Genomic DNA, 19,722 nt, shown 5'->3' on the forward strand with positions numbered 1-19,722 from the left:
ACTCACGCGATCGTGAATTCGCGGTCCGGCTCGGACCCGAAGGTGAAGCGCCGACCGCTGATGCTCAACGGGCGGATGCGCACGTAGTGCTGCTTGACCGTGGCCGTCCACGGGAGCAGTTGGGCCCGCTCGGCCTCGTCGATCTCGGCATCGGTACGCATCGACCTCGCAATCCCCTTGACGATGACGCTCCAGCCCTCGACGGCGCTGTGGTCGTCGACTTCGAACAGCACGTTGTTGTTGATGGCCGAGCTGACCAATTTGGTGCCCTCAGCCGTGCGAAACAACACCGTCTTGTGCTGGACTACGAAGTTGACGGGAAAGATGTCCGGTTGACCGTCGACGCTCGTGACGAGCCGTCCCAGCGAGACACTAGACATGAGGCTCCAGCATTCCGTCTCCGACAGGATGGAGATCGGTTGAGTCGGTGTGGTCATGGCCGCAACGCTACCGAACGCCTCTGCCCGGGAATGCGGCCAAAAGTCCCACAAATTCAGGACCCAAAGGACGTGGACATCTGTCAGCCGGACGGCGGCCGATCCACTCTCAGGTCACAAGTCACCCGATGACGGGCAGCCGACGCTTGCGCGCCAATGCGACCAAGGCGTGCTGCATCACCGCGCGCACGTGGGCGTCGACCCTTCGCACATCGGGGTCATCGCCGAACTCTGCGGCGATATCGATCGCCGGCAACACTTGCGTGACGATCTTCGTAGGCAGCGGCATATTGATCGGCAACACCACGCTGACGCCGAACGGGAATCCGATGGTTACCGGAAGGATGTTGGTCCGAAAGAGATTGCGCTCGAGCGCCGTCAGCCGCAACGCGCGCGCCAACCACCGCCCCCTGGTCAGGTAGAACTGGTTCTCCTGGCCGCCGATCGATACCGCGGGAACGATGGGCACGCCGGCCTCGATCGCCGTCGTCACGTACCCGGTCCGCCCGCCGAAATCAATGACGTTCTCCCGCCGGGTGGGCCGGTAGACGTCGTAATCCCCACCGGGGAAGACGAGCACCAGGCCACCGGCCGCGAGGGCCTCGGCGGCGTGCTCGGGGGTGGCTCGGATGACACCGGTGCGCTCGAGAAACCCGGCCACCGGTCCGCGAAACATATTGTCGTGGGCCAGCGCGTAGAGCGGCCGCTCGTATCCGAAGGTCTTGTAGTAGTCGACGGCCAGTACCGACATGTCGACGGTGATCAGCCCGCCCGAGTGGTTCGCCACCATCAGCGCCGGCCCAGGCGGCACGTTCTCCAATCCGAGTACCTGAGAACGGAAGTAGCTCTTCACAATCGGGCGGTGCAGGTCCACAACACGTCGTGTGAGACCCCGATCCCACTTCGCCACTACCGAAGGTTCGTCGGCCATTCGTCCCGCTCCGCCGACGGCGCTGATTTCTGTACCCCGTCCGACGGCTCCCCCGGCGTGGACCGCTCTGGAACAACGCGCAACGCCAGCGCACCGAGTCCGAGCACCGACACCGCAGGAGTGAGGAACAGCAGTATCGCCCAGGCGAGCCCGACACCCACCCCGCTCAGCGCCCTCACCAACGTGAATACCGCGACGAGCCAGCTGATGCCGCCGGCAAGGACCGAGACCACGGCCGCGACGGCCATCGCGCGGCCAAGCCCGTAGAGCCGGTATCCGGTAGCGGCCAACAGAGTCGCCGTGGGAGCCAGAATGACCAGGGCACCCAACCACGGCGCGTCCGCACCGAGGCGCAACCCCGGCACGAGCACGAGCGTCGCGAGGCCGGCGGCGCCCACGGTGCCGGCGACTGCGCTACCTCGACCATCCGTCCTAGGCATGGCCCAAGCCAAGCGCCAACACCTCGTCGAACCCGGCGACGAGGCTGTCCATGAATACGTCGTGGTCGGGAATCGCGCCGGTATCTACGTCGATGCCGAGCGTGCACACGTCCACGTACGTCAGCAACGTGACGTTGACCGCCGCGCCGATCGTCGGGCCGAATGCGTACTGCGTCAACACCTTGGCGCCACCGAGGAACACGGGCACCGGTATCCCCGGCACGTCGCTGCACAGGAAGTCGACATTGCGCAGGATCGAGCCGATGTACCAGCGCGGCATCATGTTCAGAGCACCGGCGATCCACTGCGTGTAAGGCAGCGACTTCTCGTGCCGCACCTTGGCGGTCCTGTCGTGGATCTGGCGGATTCGCTCCTCGGGGTCGGCGGTGCCGACCGGCACGTCGAACCGCATGATGGTGATGCGGTTGCCGCCCATGTCGTCGCCCTCTTCGCGCAGGCTCATCGGCATCGTCAGGTGAAGGTCGCCGACCGTGACGCCGTGCTTTTCGTGGTAGAGGCGCAGCCCACCGGCGACGCCGGCGACGAACGCGTCGTTCAACGCACCGCCGCCCTGGTGCGCGGCGGCCCTCAGCTGTTCGAACGGGACTTCGAGCACGCCGAGCCTGCGGACCAGGCTGCGCTTGTTCATAAGCGACGAGCCGGTCCGGCTGACCGGGCGCATGGTGCGGTAGACCGAGGCGGCCAACTCGGCTGCCGACGAAGCGGTTTTCACCGGGTTCAGAATGCCGTCGGCAATCAGCTTCGGAGCCGTCCTCAGAGCCCCCGTCACCACGTCCGTCACCAAGCCGGCGCCGTATCGCGCGGTGTCGCGGTAGCCGCGTAGCCACGGCGGCGGGGGCTCCTCGGGCAGTGCCGCCACCGAACTGTGTTTGTCGGGCACCTCGGACAGATCGAAGAGGATCATCCCGATCTGGATGCCTCCGACTCCGTCGGTCAGCGCATGATGGAACTTGAGCAGCATTGCCGCGCCGTCGTTTTCGAGTCCGTCGATCAGCGTGGCCTCCCACAGGGGGCGGGCTCGGTCGAAGTCCTCCATGGCCGCGACCCGCGCCATCTCCAGCACCGTGTCGATGGTGCCGGGCGAGGGTGCCGTCACTCGGCGCATGTGGAAGTCGAGGTCGAAGTCGGGGGCGTGCTCCCACCTCGGCGGTGCGGGTGGCGGCGATGGAACGACACGCTGGCGCACCATCGGCACCATGCGCGAAATGATGTCGAAGCGATCGCGCACTTTGTTCCAGTCCGGCGATCGGTCGAGCATGATCACCGTGACCACCGTGGATCGCAACCGAGGATCGCTTTCCATCGCCCAGGTGAAAGCATCACTGCTTCGCATGAATTCGGTCATGTGTGGTCACCGGCCGCTCGTGTCTGTCGTCGCGAGCCGCCGAGCGTCGCCAAGTGTTGTACGGCGTCCTCGATACCCTTGGCGAGCGCGTCGACGTCGGGCGCGTTGTCAAAATCTGCGGTGATGCCGAAGAAGAAGCGGTCGGCGTAGCTGAGCATCGCGATGCCGGTGCGCAGGTGAAGGGCGATCGGCGGCACCGGCAGGATCTCCAACACGTCCCGACCCATCAGCCGCTGCCGGGTGCGGGGCCCCGGCACGTTCGTCGCCAACGCGGATACCGACTTCTGCGGCAGGTGGGTCAGCAGTCGAATCGCCCACGCCGAGAAGGCAAATGGAATGCTGCCCGTCATGGCGAGGACGGCGCTGCCGCCTTCGGATTGACCGCTTCCCTTGGCCTCGGCCAGTCGCTGGTGGACGATCTCCAACTGCTTGACGGGATCGGGTTCATCGACCGGCAAGAGCGGCAACATCGCCGACACCCGGTTGTCAGTCACATCGAAGTCGTCCACCGAACGCATCGAGACGGGGACCAGCGTGCGCAGTGCATGGGGTCCCGGCGTTTCGCCGCGGTCGAGCAAGATCGTCCGGTAACCGCTGGTGATTGCGGCCAGCGCCACGTCGTTGAGCGTGACGTCGAAATCCCGGCACACCTGCTTCATCACGGCCAGGTCAACGCGCGCGGCGCTGTAGCGACGCATCTTGGTGATGGGTCCGTTCAGTGAAGACTCCTGCGCGGTGGTGAGCACACGAGCCGTTAGTTCGGCGGCCCCGACCACGGCGTGTTCGGCGGCGCTGGTCGCAGCGAGCGTCGCTTGCCAAATGCCGCCCATCCAGGTCAGCGGGTTCAGCCTGGGCCGCAGCAGATCGAGGATAGATTCGCCGGACTCCCGCGCTGCGCGGATACTGGTCGCGAAGGTCTCCTGAGCGCCGGCGTCGCTGAGCTTTGCCAGCATCTGCGTGGTGGCGATGCCGTCGGCAATGCAGTGGTGGATCTTCATCAACAGCGCCCACCTGTTGTCGGTGAGTCCCTCGATGATCCAGCACTCCCACAGCGGGCGGTCGCGGTCCAGCCGTTGTTCCATGATGCCGGCGATCGCCCCGAACAGCGCGGAATCGTCTCCGGGATGAGGCAACGCGATGCGGTGGAGGTGGTGCGCGACATCGAAGTTGGGGTCGTGCACCCATTCCGGTGCCCCGAGGTCGAACGGGTGCGTGCGCAGCACCTGGGTGCAGCGCGGGATGGCCTGCGCTCGGTCGGCGAACGCCGACACCAGATCGCCGTAGTCGGGCGGCGGTCCTGCCACGATCGACACGCCGCCGACCGCCAGGCTCACGTGGGAATCGGAATCCTCGGCCTGCAGGAAGCTCGCATCGAGCGTCGTGAGGTGCTCCATGCAATGACCTTGCGCGGTGTGACGGCAGTCGCGGCAGGGTCGCAAGTCCTCAACCCGTAGGGACAACGTCGTTCCGACTCGTCGCACTGCCTGATTGCCACGATGAATCTCCGTTTTGCATTGGACCTTTGGGGGTCGCGTCACGTCGTAGCGTCACCCACTCGAGTGACCTTCGGCCCTGTGTCCACACCTACCGAAGTGGGAGGTTGGGCACGTGGGCGGCAGTGGTGCCGTGCGACGAGAGGACACGTCATGGGTACATCTGAATACGTTCGCTTTTTCGAAGACATGGGCATCGATGATGTGCCGCTCGTCGGCGGCAAGAACGCCTCACTCGGCGAGATGTTCCAGAAGCTCTCCACACAGGGTGTGCGCGTTCCGCACGGATTCGCCATCACCGCTGCCGCCTATCGCCACATGCTGGACGAGGCCGGGGCGTGGGGCCGCCTGCACGCTGAACTCGACGACATCGACCCGGCCGACGTCGCCGCGCTGGCGCGTAAAGCCAAGCGCGCCCGGGAGATCGTCTACGGCGCCGGACTACCCGACGATCTGGCTGCCGCGATCCTTGAGGGATACCGCGCTCTGCAGCGGGAATACGGCGAGGAGGTCAGCCTTGCGGTGCGCAGTTCGGCGACTGCCGAGGACCTACCGACCGCCAGCTTCGCTGGACAGCAGGATTCGTATCTCAACATCAAGGGCGAGCAGAGTCTCCTCGACACCTGCCGACGGTGTTTCGCCAGCCTGTTCACCGACCGGGCGATTCACTACCGAATTGACCAGGGCTTTGACCATTTCAAGGTCTCGCTCTCGATCGGCGTGATGAAGATGGTGCGCTCCGACATCGCGTCATCCGGAGTGATGTTCTCGCTGGACACCGAATCGGGATTCCGCGACACCGTCTTCATCACCGGCGCCTACGGCCTCGGCGAGAACGTGGTGCAGGGCGCCGTCGACCCAGACGAGTTCTACGTCCACAAGCCGACGTATCTCGCCGGCTACCGCACCGTCCTCCGGCGCCTGCGCGGCGACAAGGCCGTGAAGATGATCCTCGTCGATGGCGAGACCAAGAACACCACGAGGAACATCCCGACCCCGAAGGCCGACCGCACCCGGTTCTGCCTCACCGATGCCGACGTGTTGGAGCTGGCCGGCTATGCCTGCTCCATCGAGGCGCACTACGGCAGGCCGATGGACATCGAGTGGGCCAAGGACGGTCTCGACGGAAAGCTCTACATCGTCCAGGCCCGACCTGAAACGGTGGCCTCTCAGCACAGCGTGACCGCACTGGAAACCTACGTGCTCGAGGGCAAGGGCGAGATCATCACCGAGGGCCGCTCGGTGGGCGAAAGGATCGCCTCGGGTGCGGCAAGAAGGGTCGAGAACCTAGCGCAGCTAGCGGCATTCAAGCCCGGCGAGGTGCTGATTGCCGACACCACCACACCCGATTGGGAGCCGGTCATGAAGACCGCCGCGGCGATCGTCACCAACCGCGGCGGCCGCACCTGCCACGCATCGATCATCGCCCGCGAACTCGGCATCCCGGCTGTGGTGGGCACCGGTGACGCGACCACCTCCGTACCCGACGGCCAGATGGTGACGGTGTCCTGCGCCGAGGGCGATACCGGCCGGGTATACGAGGGCGCTGTGGGTTTCCATCTGGACCGCACCGAAGTCGGCGACCTGGCGCGGCCCCGAACGCAGATCATGCTCAATCTCGGCAACCCCGACCTCGCGTTCAAAACGTCGTTCCTACCGAACGACGGCGTGGGACTGGCCCGCATGGAGTTCATCATCAGCGAATACATCCGGGTGCACCCGCTCGCCCTACTGCACCCGGAGAAGGTGGACGACCTAGACGCACGCCAGACCATCGATCAACTCACTCAGGGTTACACCGATGGCAGGGCGTTCTTCGTCGAACGGCTCTCCGAGGGAATCGGCACCATCGCCGCCGCCTTCTGGCCCAAGCCCGTGGTAGTGCGGATGTCGGACTTCAAGTCCAACGAGTACGCCAGCCTCGTCGGCGGGCAGAGCTTCGAGCCGTCCGAAAGCAACCCGATGATCGGCTTCCGCGGCGCCTCCCGCTATGCGCATCCGGCCTACGCCGAGGGCTTTGCACTGGAATGCCGCGCAATGCAACGGGTTCGCGATGACATGGGCTTGACCAATGTCATCATCATGCTCCCGTTTGTCCGCCGCATCGCCGAGGCCGACCTAGTCCTGCAGACGATGGCGGAACTGGGCCTGCGGCGAGGCGAGAACGGGCTCAAGGTGTACGCGATGTGCGAGATCCCGAACAACGTGATCCTGATCGACGAATTCGCCAAGCGCTTCGATGGCTTCTCCATCGGTTCCAACGACCTGACCCAGTTGACGCTCGGCGTCGACCGGGACAGCGAGATGGTCGCCTTCGACTACGACGAACGCGACGACGGCGTCAAGGAGATGATCCGGTTGGCCGTCGAAGGCTGCCGCCGCAACGGGATTCACTCCGGGCTGTGCGGACAGGCCCCGTCGGACTATCCGGACATGGCCGACTTCCTGGTCCGGCTCGGCATCGACTCGATGAGCTTGAATCCCGACACCGTGGTGAAGACCACCCGCCGGGTCCTGGAGTTGGAACGACAGCTGGTCCCCGCGCCGTGAAGCTGCCGATCACCATCGACCCGCGTCGTCACGACGCGGTGCTCTTCGACCTCGACGGAGCCCTGACCACCGACGCGCCGCTCTTCGGGGCGACGGTGGAACTGGCGCGCAAATTGCAGGGCATCGGCATGGCCGCGGCGGCCTATTCGTCGAGCCCGCAATGCCAGCAGGCCCTGAAGGCCGCCGGGATCGACGATCTGTTCGAGGTCTGCATCGACGGCGTCGCAGGCGAACGCGGGACGGCGGAGAACCCCGACCCCACGGTTCTTTTGGAGTCTGCGCGTCGACTCGGTGTGCGACCTCAACGGTGTGTCGTCATCGAGAGTTCCCCCGAAGGCGTGGCCGCAGGACGCGACGGGGGCTTCGGGCTCGTCATCGGTATCCACGGCACCGGACGCGCCGACGAATTGTCCCGCCGCGGCGCCGACGTCGTGCTCGCCGACCTGGACGACGTCGCCGTCCGAACCGGTGACAAGCGGATCTCCGAACTCCCGAATGCGCTGGCGTCCTACGGTCAGTTGATCGGCATCACCAGCGCACGCGAGTCGATGCTGTTCCTGGACTACGACGGCACGCTGTCCCCCATCGTCTCGGATCCCGCGGAGGCCAGGCTCGTCGACGGCGCCGCCGAGGCGTTGGAGCTCGTCGCCAAGGTGTGTCCCGTGGCCATCCTGAGCGGTCGCGACCTCGCGGACGTCCGCAGCCGGGTAGGCGTTCCCGGCGTCTGGTACGCAGGCAGCCACGGCTTCGAGTTGACGTCGCCCGACGGCGCCTACCATTGCAATGAGGCTGCTGCCGAGTTCGTCCCAGTCCTCGAGCGCGCCGCCGCGGAACTGAGCCAGGACCTGGACAAGATTCCGGGAGTACGCGTCGAGCACAAGCGTTTTGCCGTCGCGGTCCACTACCGAGAGGTGGAGCCGGATCGAGTCGGTGAGATCGTTTCTGCCGCACATCAAATCGGGGGCAGGGCGGGCCTGCGGGTGACAGGTGGGCGAATGCTCGTAGAGTTGCGGCCCGACCTCGACTGGGACAAGGGCACCACCTTGGCGTGGATCCGCGACCAGATCGACGCCGCCGGCTCGCTGCTGCCGATCTACATCGGCGATGACCTGACCGACGAGGACGCCTTCGACGCGGTCAAGTTCGACGGCATCGGGATCGTCGTCGGACACGATGAGGACGGCGACCGCAAGACAGCTGCGCACTTCACCCTGCAGAGTCCGGATCAGGTGCGCGAGTTCATGCAGCGCGGGTCGCAGTGGCTGGCCTACAAGCACCAGGTCTCAGGTGAGGCGTGGGATTACGTCTTCGACGGCTACGACCCGACAAACGAAAAGCTCCGTGAGGCCCTGTGCACGTTGGGAAACGGGTACTTCGCCACCCGGGGAGCCGCGCCCGAGTCGAAGGCCGGGCAGGTGCACTACCCGGGCACCTACGCGGCCGGGGTGTTCAACCGGCTCGTCGACAACGTGTCGGGAACCGAGATCGACAACGAAAGCCTGGTCAATCTGCCCAACTGGGTGTCGTTGACCTTCCGCATCGACGGCGGCAGTTGGTTCGACATCGACGCGGTCACCGTGCTGTCGTACCGGCAGAGGCTCGATATTCGCGGGGCGGTGCTGCATCGGGAGGTGCGCTTCCGCGACGACGCAGGCCGGACGAGCTCCCTGAGGCAACGACGGTTCGTGGCGATGCACCTGCCCCACGTCGGCGCCCTCGAGACGACGATCGTCGCCGAGGACTGGTCGGGGACAATCGAATTCCGCTCGACCGTGGACGGCAACGTGACGAACTCCCTCGTCGAGCGATACAGGGACCTGGCCAGCGAGCATCTCGGGTCGCCGGTCACCCGCGAAATCTCGAACAACTCGGTCCTGCTGACCGTCCAGACCAACCAGTCCCACATCCCCGTCGCCATGGCCGCGCGAAACGCCGCGCTGCGCGACGGTGAACCCGTCCCCGCGACATTTCAGCTGTTCACTCTCGACGCCGAGATCGGTCACGACATCGCTGTCCAGCTGTCGGCCGGAGAGTCGGTGACGATCGAGAAGGTCGTGACCGTCTACACCGGCCGGGACGTGGCTACCTCCGAACCCGGTGTCGACGCGCAGCGGTGGGTCGGCAGGCTCGGCGGCTTCGCCGAACTGCTCGACGGGCATCGAACCGCCTGGACGCATCTGTGGGAGAGGTTGTCCATCGAATTCGACGACTTCACCGACGAAGTGCGGATTCTGCGGTTGCATCTGCTGCACCTGCTGCAGACGGTCTCACCGAACACCGCCGACCTCGACGCCGGCGTGCCGGCCCGCGGACTGCATGGTGAGGCGTATCGCGGCCACATCTTCTGGGACGAGTTGTTCATCTTCCCGGTACTCAACCTGCGGATTCCGACGGTCACCCGGTCCCTGCTCGGCTACCGCTACCGGCGCTTGCCGGAAGCCAGGCACGCCGCCCGCGCGGCGGGCCATACCGGGGCGATGTTTCCCTGGCAGTCCGGCAGCGACGGTCGCGAGGAAAGTCAACGGCTGCACCTGAATCCGCGCAGCGGCCACTGGAACCCGGACGCCAGCGCCCGCGCGCACCACATCGGCATCGCGGTCGGCTACAACGCCTGGAAGTTCTATCAGGTCACCGGCGACCTCGCCTACCTGATCGACTACGGCGCGGAACTGCTGGCCGAGATCGCGCGGTTCTTCGTCAGCTTGGCCACCTACGACGACGAGCGCGCACGCTTCAGCATCAAGGGCGTCATCGGCCCCGACGAGTTCCATTCCGGCTATCCCGACGCTCCCTACAACGGCATCGACAACAACGCCTACACCAACGTCATGGCGGTCTGGGTCATCATGCGCGCCATCGACGCACTGAACCTGTTGCCGCTGCCGAACCGCCTGGATCTGATGGAGACTCTGGGCCTCAGCAGTGCCGAGCTCGCGCACTGGAACGACGTCAGCCGACGGATGTTCGTCCCGTTCCACGACGGTGTGATCAGCCAGTTCGAGGGCTATGGCGACTTGGCGGATCTGGATTGGGACCGCCTGCGCAGCCAGTACGGGAACATCCAACGGCTGGACCGCATCCTGGAGGCCGAGCACGACGACGTGAACCGCTATAAAGCGTCCAAGCAAGCCGACGCGCTGATGTTGCTGTACCTGCTGTCGGCAGACGAGCTGCGTGAGCTGCTCACCCGGCTCGGTTACCGCTTCACCCCGGAGCAGGTACCGAAGATGGTGGACTACTACCTGGCCCGCACCTCGCACGGGTCGACGCTCAGTGGTGTCGTACACACCTGGGTGCTGGCCAGAGCCAACCGCGACCGGGCCATGGAGTTCTTCACCCAGGCGCTGAAGGCCGACGTCTCCGACATCCAGGGCGGCACCACATCCGAAGGCATTCATCTGGCGGCCATGGCTGGAACCGTCGACCTCATGCAGCGGTGTTTCACCGGGCTGGAAACCCGGTCCAACCGCATCATCCTCTCGCCACATTGGCCGGAAAGCCTTGGCGTGCTGGCGATACCGATCCTCTACCGCGGCCTGCACCTGCATCTGCGGGTCAGCGGGAAGGGCGTGATCATCAGCGTTGATCCGCGCAACGCCGCCGGGATCGAAGTGGAGTGCCACGGCAAGGTCGTCGAGCTGATGCCCGGCACCACCGTCCGATTCCCCGGCTGATGGCTGATTCCAGATCGAATGACGGTTTCCGCGGCGAGTCGCCGGTCACAACCAATGCTCTCCACGAAGATGGGCTGTCGCACCGTCCAAGTTGCGCTGCGCCGCGGGGGTCAACCCCATTGCGAGTCCAAACTCGTATCCCCTGATCGCGAGGACATACACCTCCGGCAGCCGCTGAAAACACTGCTGGCAGGTCGCCATGATGGCGGGGATCGAGATGGCGTGCGACGTGAAGGTGAAGTCCATTCGGGGCGTTGGGCGGCCCAAGGTGAACGATTCCACCGAAGCCTCTTTGGTGGAATCGACGAACAACACCCGTTTCTTGTTGCTGATCAGTTCGGCGTCCTCCAGCAGAAGCTGATAGCCCCGCTGCATCTCCGAGCTCGAGCAAAGACCCAGCGCCTGAAGCCAATCGACGAACGCCCAGCCCAAGCCGTCATCTTGGCGACCCACGTTGCCGATGCCATAGATCAGACAGGAATCGTTGTCGAAATCGTCGAGTCTCATGAACCTGACCCCGAGCGGACACGTTCGTTGATCACCAATCCCGCCGCATCGCGGACCGTCACGATCAGCGGCATCTGGCCGAAGGCGTGCGTCGCACAACTCAGGCAGGGATCGAAGGCACGGATTCCGACTTCGATCGCATTCATCATCCCTTCGGTGATCTCGCCGCGACCCACCAGGTAGTCCTCGGCCACCGAGCGCACCGTGCGGTTGAGAACCTGATTGTTGTGTGTCGTGGCCACAATGAGATTGGCGAAGGTGATGTCCCCGTCCGGACCGGCGCGGTAGTGATGAAGCAACGTGCCGCGAGGTGCTTCGACGACACCGACGCCCTCGCCGACCCAAGCGCCCGCCGCGGGCGTGACGATGAGATCCTCGTTCTGCAGATCGGGGTCGCGCAGCAATCCTTCGATCACTTCCGCGGCGTGGAGCACCTCGATGGTCCTCGCCCAGTTGGTGTGCAGCGTCATATTGTTGGGGGCGCCGCCGGTGTAGGCGTGGAACCGCTCCAGCGCCTCCTGCGCGCGCGGAGTCGACAGCGTCTTGGTCACATTCATCCGCGCAAGCGGGCCCACCCGGACCGAGCCCTTCTCCCTGCCGAGGTCCTTGAGGAAGGGGAACTTCATGTAGCTCCACTCTTCGACGGCTTCCGAAAAGTGATCGAGGTAGTCGTGATAATCGAATTCACCGACGATGCGCTTGTTCTCGTCGACGATACGCAGGGCGCCGTGGTAGTAGTCCACGTTGCCGTCGGCGTCGACCAGGGACATGTTGAGGGCGGGAACGTTGGCGAACCCGTCCACCGCGCTTCGGTTCTTTTCATGGAAGTCGTAGAACAGTTGAAGCCCGTCCTGCGCGTAGTCGATGATCTCGTCGACCGACGGGAGTCCCTCCTCCCCGTTGAGCAGACGGTCGCATTCGGCGCGGCTCAAGTTCTTGTCGACACCTCCGGGCACCGAGTTGATGCCGTGCATCCTCCTGCCGAAGACGGTCTTGATGACCTCCTGGCCCCACTTGCGCAGCATGATCACTCTTCGCATCAACGCCGGGTCGGCCTCGATGAGACCGAGAAGATTGCGCTGCTCGGGCGCGGCATCCATCCCGAACATCATCTCGGGGACCACCAAGTAGAAGTATGCCGTCGCATGAGACTGCAGCATCTGCGCGTAATGGCCGAGCCGACGGATCTTCTCTGCTGTGCGCGTTATGGCGACTTCTGAGTTCACGCCGGCGCCGATGATGTCGTCGAGCACTTTGGCGCCAGACAGGTGGTGACTGACGAAGCAGATTCCGCAGATGCGCTGCATCAGCATCGGCGCCTCCCAGTACGGGTGGCCCTGAACGAACTTCTCGAAACCGCGGAACTCGACGACATGCAGCCTGGCGTCGACGACGTTGCCGTCGTCGTCGAGGTTCACGGTCACCTTGCCGTGGCCCTCGATGCGGGTAACGGGGTCGATGACGAGCTTTCTGCTCACGCGAAGCCTCCGAGATCAGTCGTAGTGATTGAGCGAGCGGGGCAGCGCAACTGGACGACCATGTATCAGATCCTCGAGCACGGTGAAGATGGCGTCGGCATCCGGTGGACAGCCGGGGATGAAGTAGTCCATCTTGACCACTTCGTGGCAGGGGTGGACCTTGGTGGTGATTCGGGGGATGTCCGGGTGGCAGGGGATGACGGGTTCGGCACCGGGAACGGCGGTCGGCGAGTTGACATACGCCTCAGCCAAGCAATCCTTCAGCTCGAAGACATTGCGCATCGCCGGGACGCCGCCCCAGACCGCGCAGGCTCCGACGGAGATCAGAATGTCGCAGTTGTTCCGGAAATGTCGCAGCGTCTCGATGTTCTCCTCATTCGCGACACCACCTTCGATGAAGCCGATTGCGCAACGCTCGGTGATTCTCTTGATATCGGTGAGCGAGGACCGGTGGATGGTGACCTTCGTCAAGAGCGGAACGATCCGCTCATCCATGTCCAGAAACGACAACGTGCATCCCCAGCAGCCACACAAACCGATCATTGCCACATGGATCTTGCCCTCGCGAGCCGCCGACAACGCCGGATCTGCTGGCGTCGAGGGGAGTTCGTCCGATCTGGTTTCGTCAGTCACGGCGCGTCCGATCCGCCTGCTTGGTCGAGTGCCCGGTCGCGGACAGATTTCACTTCGTACTTGCGTCGGCCGATCGGGACGTCGAATCCGACCCGTTTCTCGAGGATGGCGCCGACCGGACAAATCTCGACGGCATAGCGGACCTGCTCGGCCGGCATCGCGTTGGCACGTTCGGCGTCGACTTCGATCCGGGACTCGGCGCCGCGGTGGCTGATGCTGAAGATCTTCTGGCCGGTTGCTTCGTCGCGGACGAATTCCACGCAGCGCTGGCAGAAGATGCAACGGTCGCGCTCCAGCCAGATCCGTTCCGACGCGTGCTCGCGCTCTCGAACCGGGAACCGGTACGGAAAGCGCGACACCAGCATGTCCAGCTCGTAACCGACCGCCTGCAGCGTGCAGCGGCCGCTCTTCTCACAACTCGGACAGTTGTGGTTGCCTTCGGTGAACAGCAGTTCTACCAACGCCTTTCGCATATCGGCTGTTTCCGGTTCGTCGACCTCGACCGTCATCCCGTCCGAGACGGCGACCGTACACGCCGCGACCACAGCGCCGTTCACCTTCACCGAGCACACCCGGCATGTCCCCAGGCACGGCTTGTCTCTGAGATAGCACAGTGTCGGGATGTACACACCGGCGTCGGCGGCGACATCGACCAGGGTTGCGCCCTCCTCGGTCGACACCGATACTCCATCGATCTCGATTCCGATGGTCATGTCGTCTCACCCGACTGCAGTTCGATCCGCGCCTTCTCGTGCCCGGCCAGCGCGGCATCGAGGTCGAACGATGCCAACAGGGTGTGTTCCCCGGTGCGCAATCTTTGCCGATAGATCTCGGGGAACTTCTCGAGTGTGGTCAGGATGGGATTGGCGGCAGTCGCCCCGAGGCCGCACCGACTGGTCGCGTGCACCAGGGCACCCCACCGGGCCACCTCGTCGAGATCCTTTACTACCGCGTTGCCTGCGATGACGAGTTCGACCTTGCCGTGCAGATCCACGGTGCCCGCCCGGCAGGGCACACAGATGCCGCAGGATTCGTCGGCGAAGAACTTGGAGTAATCCTTGACGCAGTCCAGCAGGTCACGGTTGGAATTGAAGATGGTGACTGCTCCGTTGCACGGGATGTCCTCGTACGCGATGCGGCGTCGGCCATCAGCCGCAACCGACACGCACTCCCCGATGGCCCGCTGATCTGGACCGCGCGGGCGTCGGCCGCACCGACCATGGTCAGTACTTCATCGAGGGTGATGCCCCACTCGACCTCATAAACTCCCGGACGATTGCAGTCTCCGGCGACGCTCAACAGGCGGGCGCCTGCCGAGTCGGGGGTACCCATGCGCCGGAACCATTCGGCGCCTTCTTCCATGACGCGGGTTGCGGCAGCTAAGGTCTCGACGTTGTTGACGCTGGTCGGTTTGCCGAGGTAGCCCTCCCGAACGGGGAAGGGCGGTTTCAGCCGGGGGGTGCCCCGATTGCCTTCACAGGACTCGATCAGCGCAGACTCTTCACCACAGACGTAGGAACCGGCACCCAGCTGGATACGGATGTCGAAGTCGAAACCCGATCGCCCGCCGATACTGCGTCCCAGCAATCCGTCGTCGCGGAGTTGCTGAAGCTGGCCTTCCAAATAGCGCTTCAGATAGACGTATTCAGCACGGAGATAGACGATTCCGTGAGAGCTGCCGATCGCGTAGGCCGCGATGACCATCCCCATGAACACGTCTTTCGGTGATCGGGTCAGGAGCGCACGGTCTTTGAACGTGCCCGGCTCCCCCTCATCCGCGTTGCAGATGACGTACTTCTCGTCGCCAGGCGCGGCCCTGCACAACTGCCACTTCAACCCCGTTCGAAACCCTGCACCGCCGTAGCCCCGCAGCCCGGATTCGCTGACAACGCCGATCGTCTGCTCGGGCGTGCCGGCGAGGCAGTTCTTGAGCAACGTTTGGTAATCCGGCTCGCCGCGGAAGAACACGGGGCCCCGCGTGTGGACATTGGACTCCACCAGAGCCTCGACGTAGGCGATGCCATCGTCGGGCAGCCCCTCAGGGTTGGCGATATCGGCGGCGGTTTTACCCGTTTTCAACTGCGCGATGATGGTCGCGACGCTGTCAGGTGTCAGTCGGGTGAACACCACGCTGTCGACCATCATCGCGGGTTCCTGATCGCTGAGCCCGATACACGGCGTTTCGAAAAGACCGAATATCCCGTCCGCGTCGGTCTCCCCGAAGCGAGCCCCGGTCTGGCGCTCGAGCGCATCGTAGACCGCTTGAAAACCGTTCATCTTGGCAACCACGGTGTTGCTCAAGTAAATCCGGTGGCGTCCGGCTGGCGTGCTGTGGAAGAAGTGATAGAAGGAAGCCGTCTCGACGATGTCCAACGGAGTCCGATTCAACCCAATCGCCATCTGCGGCAGATGCTCGGCGGGGATGTAGCCGTACAGATGTTGGACATCCCACAGGATGTCGATCAGCCGCGTTCCGTCGTAGCGGTAGCGCCGGAGCACAGTGTCGATATCTGCGTTCATCTATCTGCGTTCGCCCGTGCGGATCCGATTGACGCGATCGCCATCTGAAACTCCTCTCGGCTGTCGACCGATGTCCCGGGGCGGACCCGCCGCGTTACGTCAGCCTCCAGCGTGGGTACGCCGAAGAAACAGCGGTGCCGCTGATATCGGCACCAATCCGCTGCCCCGACGGCCGGCGAAGCGTCCCACCATTCACGATAGTGGCCACGGCGCGGAGCGGCGGGCTTGCGAGCGATCTACTGCTTGTCGCCGTCGGACTTTGGTCAGGGCCCGCTCGGGGATGTCGCGCGTTGCGATTCAACTGCCTGGACCATGTAGAACCTCTCATCGTGGAATCGTTACAGCTGTCGACGCTATTGATCGCTGGGGCCGGCCACTACCGACGAAGGTCACCCCGCGAGTGGCGATGGTCCCTTCGTGCTTGTCCGGCACCACGTGCGTTTCCGCCCCTGACGTCGTTGCCTGCTGGTCGGGGACCATAGACCCTAGGTCGGTCCGGCCTGTCCGTCCACGATGAACCTCATGACCACCTCTGATTGCGGCCCGCTTCTCATCGACTCGGCGATGCCCGCCTACGACGCCGTGATTGCCGAGCACATGGTGGTAGCGGCGGGCCCGGCTACGACATTCGCCGCGGCACGCGAACTCGACCTGCTCACCGTGCACTCACCGCTGCTGGACGCGTCGATGTGGATACGAGGGCTGCCGGCCCGACTCACGGGACACGCTGTGACAACCGCGCCCAAGATCGTCATCGCCACGGACATGGGACTGCCGGGCTGGACGTTCCTCGGCGAACGCTCGAACCGCGAGATCGCTTTCGGCGCCATCGGCAGATTCTGGAAGCCCACCATCGAGTGGCTCGATGTGCCGGTCGCTGACTTCCGTGGTTTCGACGAACCTGGTTGGGGAAAGATCGCTGCGAACTTCTCCATGCTGCCCTACGGCGTCTCTGCGACGCTGCTCACTTACGAATGTCGCACGGTGACAACAGATCCCGAGTCTCGTCGCCGGTTTCTGGGTTACTGGCACCTGATCCGGCCGTTCGTCGGCCACATCCTGCGGGCCACCCTTCGACAGATCGCAGCGAACGCCGAAGGGTCCACAGCACGCGACACCTCCGCATCGGGCGTGGAACTTGAGGCTGATGATCAGGGACCAAGGCCTTCTCAGCGCCGTGAGTCATGTCGATAGCCTCGTCACGAGAAGAGTTCGACGCGGACTCGGTGCGCGTTCGAGGTGGCGGCATACGACGAGGGCGCCCACGTGGCGTACATAGATCCCGCGTCGTCGCAGATCGGACACAAGGAGTCGATGAAGGACACCGCCCGCGTGCACGGACGGATGTACGACGCGATCGAGTACCGGGGTGCGGGACAGAAGATCGTCGAGGAGCTGGCGGAGTATGCGGGGGTGCCGGTGTTCAATGGGCTCACCGATGAGTTCCATCCCACCCAGATGCTCGCCGACGTCCTCACGATGACCGAGCACTGCTCAAAACCGTTGACCGACATTGCTTTCGCGTTCGTCGGTGACGGCCGCAACAACGTCGCCAATTCGCTGCTGCTGGTGGCGGCCAAGCTCGGCATAGACGTGCGCATCGGTGCGCCACCGGACCTGTGGCCGAACGATGACCTGGTAGCGCAGTGTCGGGAGTTCGGCGCCGCATCCGGGGCTCGGATCATGGTCACCGACGATCCGTTCAAGGCGGTGAGCGGTGTGGACTTCATCTACACAGATGTGTGGGTGTCCATGGGCGAGCCGGTGGAGACGTGGGGAGATCGGATAGACCTGCTGCTGCCCTCTCAGGTCAACGCGAAATCGATGACTGCGGCAGCTAATCCGCGGGTGATGTTCATGCACTGCCTGCCCGCCTTCCATAACTCCGAGACCGCGGTGGGTGCGCAAATCGCTTCGCAGTATCCGCATCTGTCCGACGGCATCGAGGTCACCGAGGATGTCTTCGAGTCTGCGGCGAACATTGCCTTTGAGCAGGCCGAAAACCGGATGCACACGATCAAGGCGGTCCTCGTGTCCGCGCTGGCCTGAGCGAAGAGGGAGCCGCAGTGCGAATCGTGATCGCCCTGGGTGGCAACGCGTTGCTGCGACGGGGACAGCCGATGACCGCGGAGAATCAGCGCGCCAACATCCGTGTCGCGGCGGAGGCGATCGCCCAAGTGGTGCCTGGAAACGAGATCGTCGTCGCGCATGGCAACGGCCCGCAGGTTGGGTTGTTGGCGCTGCAGGCGGCGGCTTATCACGAGGTCGCGCCGTATCCCCTCGATGTGCTCGGGGCGCAGACCGAGGCGATGATCGGCTATGTCATCGAACAGGAACTCGGCAACCTACTGCCCGCCGACCAGTCGCTCGCCACGCTATTGACGATGATCGAGGTCGACCGCAACGATCCGGCGTTCGCCCATCCCACCAAACCAATCGGCCCGGTCTATGACCGGGAAACCGCGGAGCGCCTCAAGGCCGTCAGCGGCTGGGCCATCGCACCGGACGGCGATAAGTTTCGGCGAGTCGTCGCCAGCCCAAAACCCAAGAAAATATTCGAGATTCGATCGATCCGGAGCCTGGTGGAGCAGGGCGCCATCGTGATCTGCGCGGGCGGGGGTGGAATTCCGACGATGTACGACGAAGCCGGCTTACTGCACGGCGTGGAGGCGGTCATCGACAAGGACCTCGCCTCGGCTCTGCTGGCCGAACAACTCGACGCCGACCTGCTCGTCATCGCCACCGACGTGGACGGTGTCTATACCGATTGGGGCACACCGCGACAGGCGCGCCTCGGGCGAGTAACCCCCGAAGAGCTGGCCGCTCTCGACCTCCCACCGGGATCGATGGGGCCCAAGGCTCACGCTGCGTGCGGCTTCGCGCAATCCACCGGCAATGAGGCGGTCATAGGATCGCTCACTGACATCGCGAAAATAATCGCCGGGGACGCCGGCACCCGCGTGAGGACCTGACCACCGCCACCGCATGATATGACCTTCGACCGTCGACCAGGGTCGTTCGGCCCTCCGATCGGGTACCCCGACGGTGCGATAGTTAGTGGTGCCGGGCAACCGGCGATCTGCCCGAAGGCCGGAAGCCGTGGCTGAGTGGGGGACTCAGGACCGGGCCTCCGCCTTCGGGCAGTTTTTTGTTAGAACGCGGGCTAATTCGCGACTGCGAGCACGTCGTCGAAGCCGGCGACGAGGCTGCGAGAAAGACCGGTATCGGGTCGAGGACTCCGGCGATGGTTTTGGGTGTAGGACAGCGACTACTCGACCAGGGTGAAAGTGTCGGTTTCGGTTAGGAATTCAGCCAGGGCTACGCGGCGACGGTCACTTCGATAGACAGGTATTCAGCGATGGCGTGCGCGGCCGTCCAATTGCCGGTGCGCACCGTGCGGGCAAGGTCGTCGACCAGGGGGCTACGGGTGTCCAATTCCGCTAGCCATGCCGATACCGCGGCGACGATGCCATCAGCCGATACGCGGACGATCCGTCCTGCATGCAGGCGGTCAGTGAGCTGATAGGTTCTCACCCGCTGTGACTTCATGGGTGGCCTCCCCGTTGAGCGGACCATCTGATCACACCACTCGCGAACATCGGCGACGTAGGGGCCAAGGCACGGTGCCCGCAGTGCTTTCGGCCTGGTTTTCGGCGCGCCGGGCGAGGCCCTTTGGCCGAACGGGTAGGGACT

The 19,722-nt window shown here is 64.4% G+C and carries 16 protein-coding genes and 1 pseudogene; 5 read left to right on the forward strand and 12 right to left on the reverse strand.

Going from position 1 to position 19,722, the window contains the following annotated elements:
• Positions 1-2: 2 nt before the first annotated feature.
• The 5 genes from G6N36_RS11035 to G6N36_RS11055 all read right to left on the reverse strand — a co-directional run bounded on the left by G6N36_RS11035 (position 3) and on the right by G6N36_RS11055 (position 4,568).
• Positions 3-437 (reverse strand): pyridoxamine 5'-phosphate oxidase family protein, encoded by a 435-nt coding sequence (locus G6N36_RS11035; protein ID WP_163686546.1) that lies wholly within the window; start codon positions 435-437, stop codon positions 3-5.
• Between the two features lie 121 nt (positions 438-558).
• Positions 559-1,368 carry a 1-acyl-sn-glycerol-3-phosphate acyltransferase gene (locus G6N36_RS11040; protein ID WP_163686547.1) on the reverse strand — a complete coding sequence of 270 codons (810 nt, stop codon included), beginning with the start codon at positions 1,366-1,368 and terminating at the stop codon, positions 559-561.
• Positions 1,347-1,808 carry a hypothetical protein gene (locus G6N36_RS11045; RefSeq protein ID WP_163686548.1) on the reverse strand — a complete coding sequence of 154 codons (462 nt, stop codon included), beginning with the start codon at positions 1,806-1,808 and terminating at the stop codon, positions 1,347-1,349. Before G6N36_RS11045 ends, G6N36_RS11040 begins: the two co-directional genes overlap by 22 nt.
• Positions 1,801-3,174: a wax ester/triacylglycerol synthase domain-containing protein gene (locus G6N36_RS11050; RefSeq protein WP_163686549.1), complete on the reverse strand. Its 1,374-nt coding sequence runs from the start codon at positions 3,172-3,174 to the stop codon at positions 1,801-1,803. Before G6N36_RS11050 ends, G6N36_RS11045 begins: the two co-directional genes overlap by 8 nt.
• Positions 3,171-4,568, reverse strand: a complete 1,398-nt coding sequence (locus G6N36_RS11055; protein WP_163686550.1) for a WS/DGAT/MGAT family O-acyltransferase — start codon at positions 4,566-4,568, stop codon at positions 3,171-3,173. Before G6N36_RS11055 ends, G6N36_RS11050 begins: the two co-directional genes overlap by 4 nt.
• A gap of 252 nt (positions 4,569-4,820) precedes the next feature.
• Here G6N36_RS11055 and ppsA point away from each other — a divergent pair, with 252 nt between their 5' ends.
• Together ppsA and otsB are read left to right on the forward strand one after the other, a co-directional pair.
• The gene (gene ppsA, locus G6N36_RS11060) at positions 4,821-7,217 is read left to right on the forward strand and encodes a phosphoenolpyruvate synthase (RefSeq protein WP_163686551.1); all 2,397 of its coding nucleotides are present in this window, start codon (positions 4,821-4,823) and stop codon (positions 7,215-7,217) included.
• A complete protein-coding gene (gene otsB / locus G6N36_RS11065; RefSeq protein WP_163686552.1) occupies positions 7,214-10,891 on the forward strand; it encodes a trehalose-phosphatase in 3,678 nt (1,225 codons plus the stop codon). The genes ppsA and otsB overlap by 4 nt, the downstream gene beginning before the upstream one ends.
• 45 nt (positions 10,892-10,936) lie before the next feature.
• Here the strand turns inward: otsB and G6N36_RS11070 are convergent, their stop codons facing one another.
• From G6N36_RS11070 to G6N36_RS11090, 6 genes are read right to left on the reverse strand one after another with little or no spacing between them, the layout of a single operon-like run.
• Complete coding sequence (locus tag G6N36_RS11070) at positions 10,937-11,398, reverse strand: hydrogenase maturation protease (RefSeq protein WP_163686553.1); 462 nt, start codon at positions 11,396-11,398, stop codon at positions 10,937-10,939.
• The gene (locus G6N36_RS11075) at positions 11,395-12,876 is read right to left on the reverse strand and encodes a Ni/Fe hydrogenase subunit alpha (RefSeq protein ID WP_163686554.1); all 1,482 of its coding nucleotides are present in this window, start codon (positions 12,874-12,876) and stop codon (positions 11,395-11,397) included. Before G6N36_RS11075 ends, G6N36_RS11070 begins: the two co-directional genes overlap by 4 nt.
• Positions 12,877-12,891: 15 nt before the next feature.
• On the reverse strand, positions 12,892-13,509 hold the full coding sequence (locus G6N36_RS11080; RefSeq protein ID WP_163686555.1) for an NADH-quinone oxidoreductase subunit B family protein: 618 nt from the start codon (positions 13,507-13,509) through the stop codon (positions 12,892-12,894).
• On the reverse strand, positions 13,506-14,222 hold the full coding sequence (locus tag G6N36_RS11085) for a 2Fe-2S iron-sulfur cluster-binding protein (protein WP_163686556.1): 717 nt from the start codon (positions 14,220-14,222) through the stop codon (positions 13,506-13,508). The genes G6N36_RS11080 and G6N36_RS11085 overlap by 4 nt, the downstream gene beginning before the upstream one ends.
• A complete protein-coding gene (locus G6N36_RS30220; protein WP_308205912.1) occupies positions 14,219-14,524 on the reverse strand; it encodes an NADH-ubiquinone oxidoreductase-F iron-sulfur binding region domain-containing protein in 306 nt (101 codons plus the stop codon). Before G6N36_RS30220 ends, G6N36_RS11085 begins: the two co-directional genes overlap by 4 nt.
• Positions 14,455-16,029: an NAD(P)H-dependent oxidoreductase subunit E gene (locus G6N36_RS11090; protein ID WP_308205911.1), complete on the reverse strand. Its 1,575-nt coding sequence runs from the start codon at positions 16,027-16,029 to the stop codon at positions 14,455-14,457. Before G6N36_RS11090 ends, G6N36_RS30220 begins: the two co-directional genes overlap by 70 nt.
• Before the next feature lie 522 nt (positions 16,030-16,551).
• On the opposite strand from G6N36_RS11090, the gene G6N36_RS11095 reads away from it, so the two are divergent.
• From G6N36_RS11095 to arcC, 3 genes and pseudogenes are all read left to right on the forward strand, one after another.
• Positions 16,552-17,223: a hypothetical protein gene (locus G6N36_RS11095; protein WP_163686557.1), complete on the forward strand. Its 672-nt coding sequence runs from the start codon at positions 16,552-16,554 to the stop codon at positions 17,221-17,223.
• A 21-nt stretch (positions 17,224-17,244) separates the two neighbouring features.
• Positions 17,245-18,078 (forward strand): annotated as a pseudogene (argF, locus tag G6N36_RS11100) (ornithine carbamoyltransferase); the annotation flags it as partial.
• Positions 18,079-18,095: 17 nt separating this feature from the next.
• Complete coding sequence (arcC, locus tag G6N36_RS11105) at positions 18,096-19,001, forward strand: carbamate kinase (RefSeq protein ID WP_163686558.1); 906 nt, start codon at positions 18,096-18,098, stop codon at positions 18,999-19,001.
• A gap of 346 nt (positions 19,002-19,347) precedes the next feature.
• Here the strand turns inward: arcC and G6N36_RS11110 are convergent, their stop codons facing one another.
• On the reverse strand, positions 19,348-19,578 hold the full coding sequence (locus G6N36_RS11110) for an Rv2628 protein family (RefSeq protein ID WP_235690017.1): 231 nt from the start codon (positions 19,576-19,578) through the stop codon (positions 19,348-19,350).
• Positions 19,579-19,722: the final 144 nt, after the last annotated feature.

Source organism: Mycolicibacterium gadium (genome assembly GCF_010728925.1).
GTDB lineage: Bacteria > Actinomycetota > Actinomycetes > Mycobacteriales > Mycobacteriaceae > Mycobacterium > Mycobacterium gadium.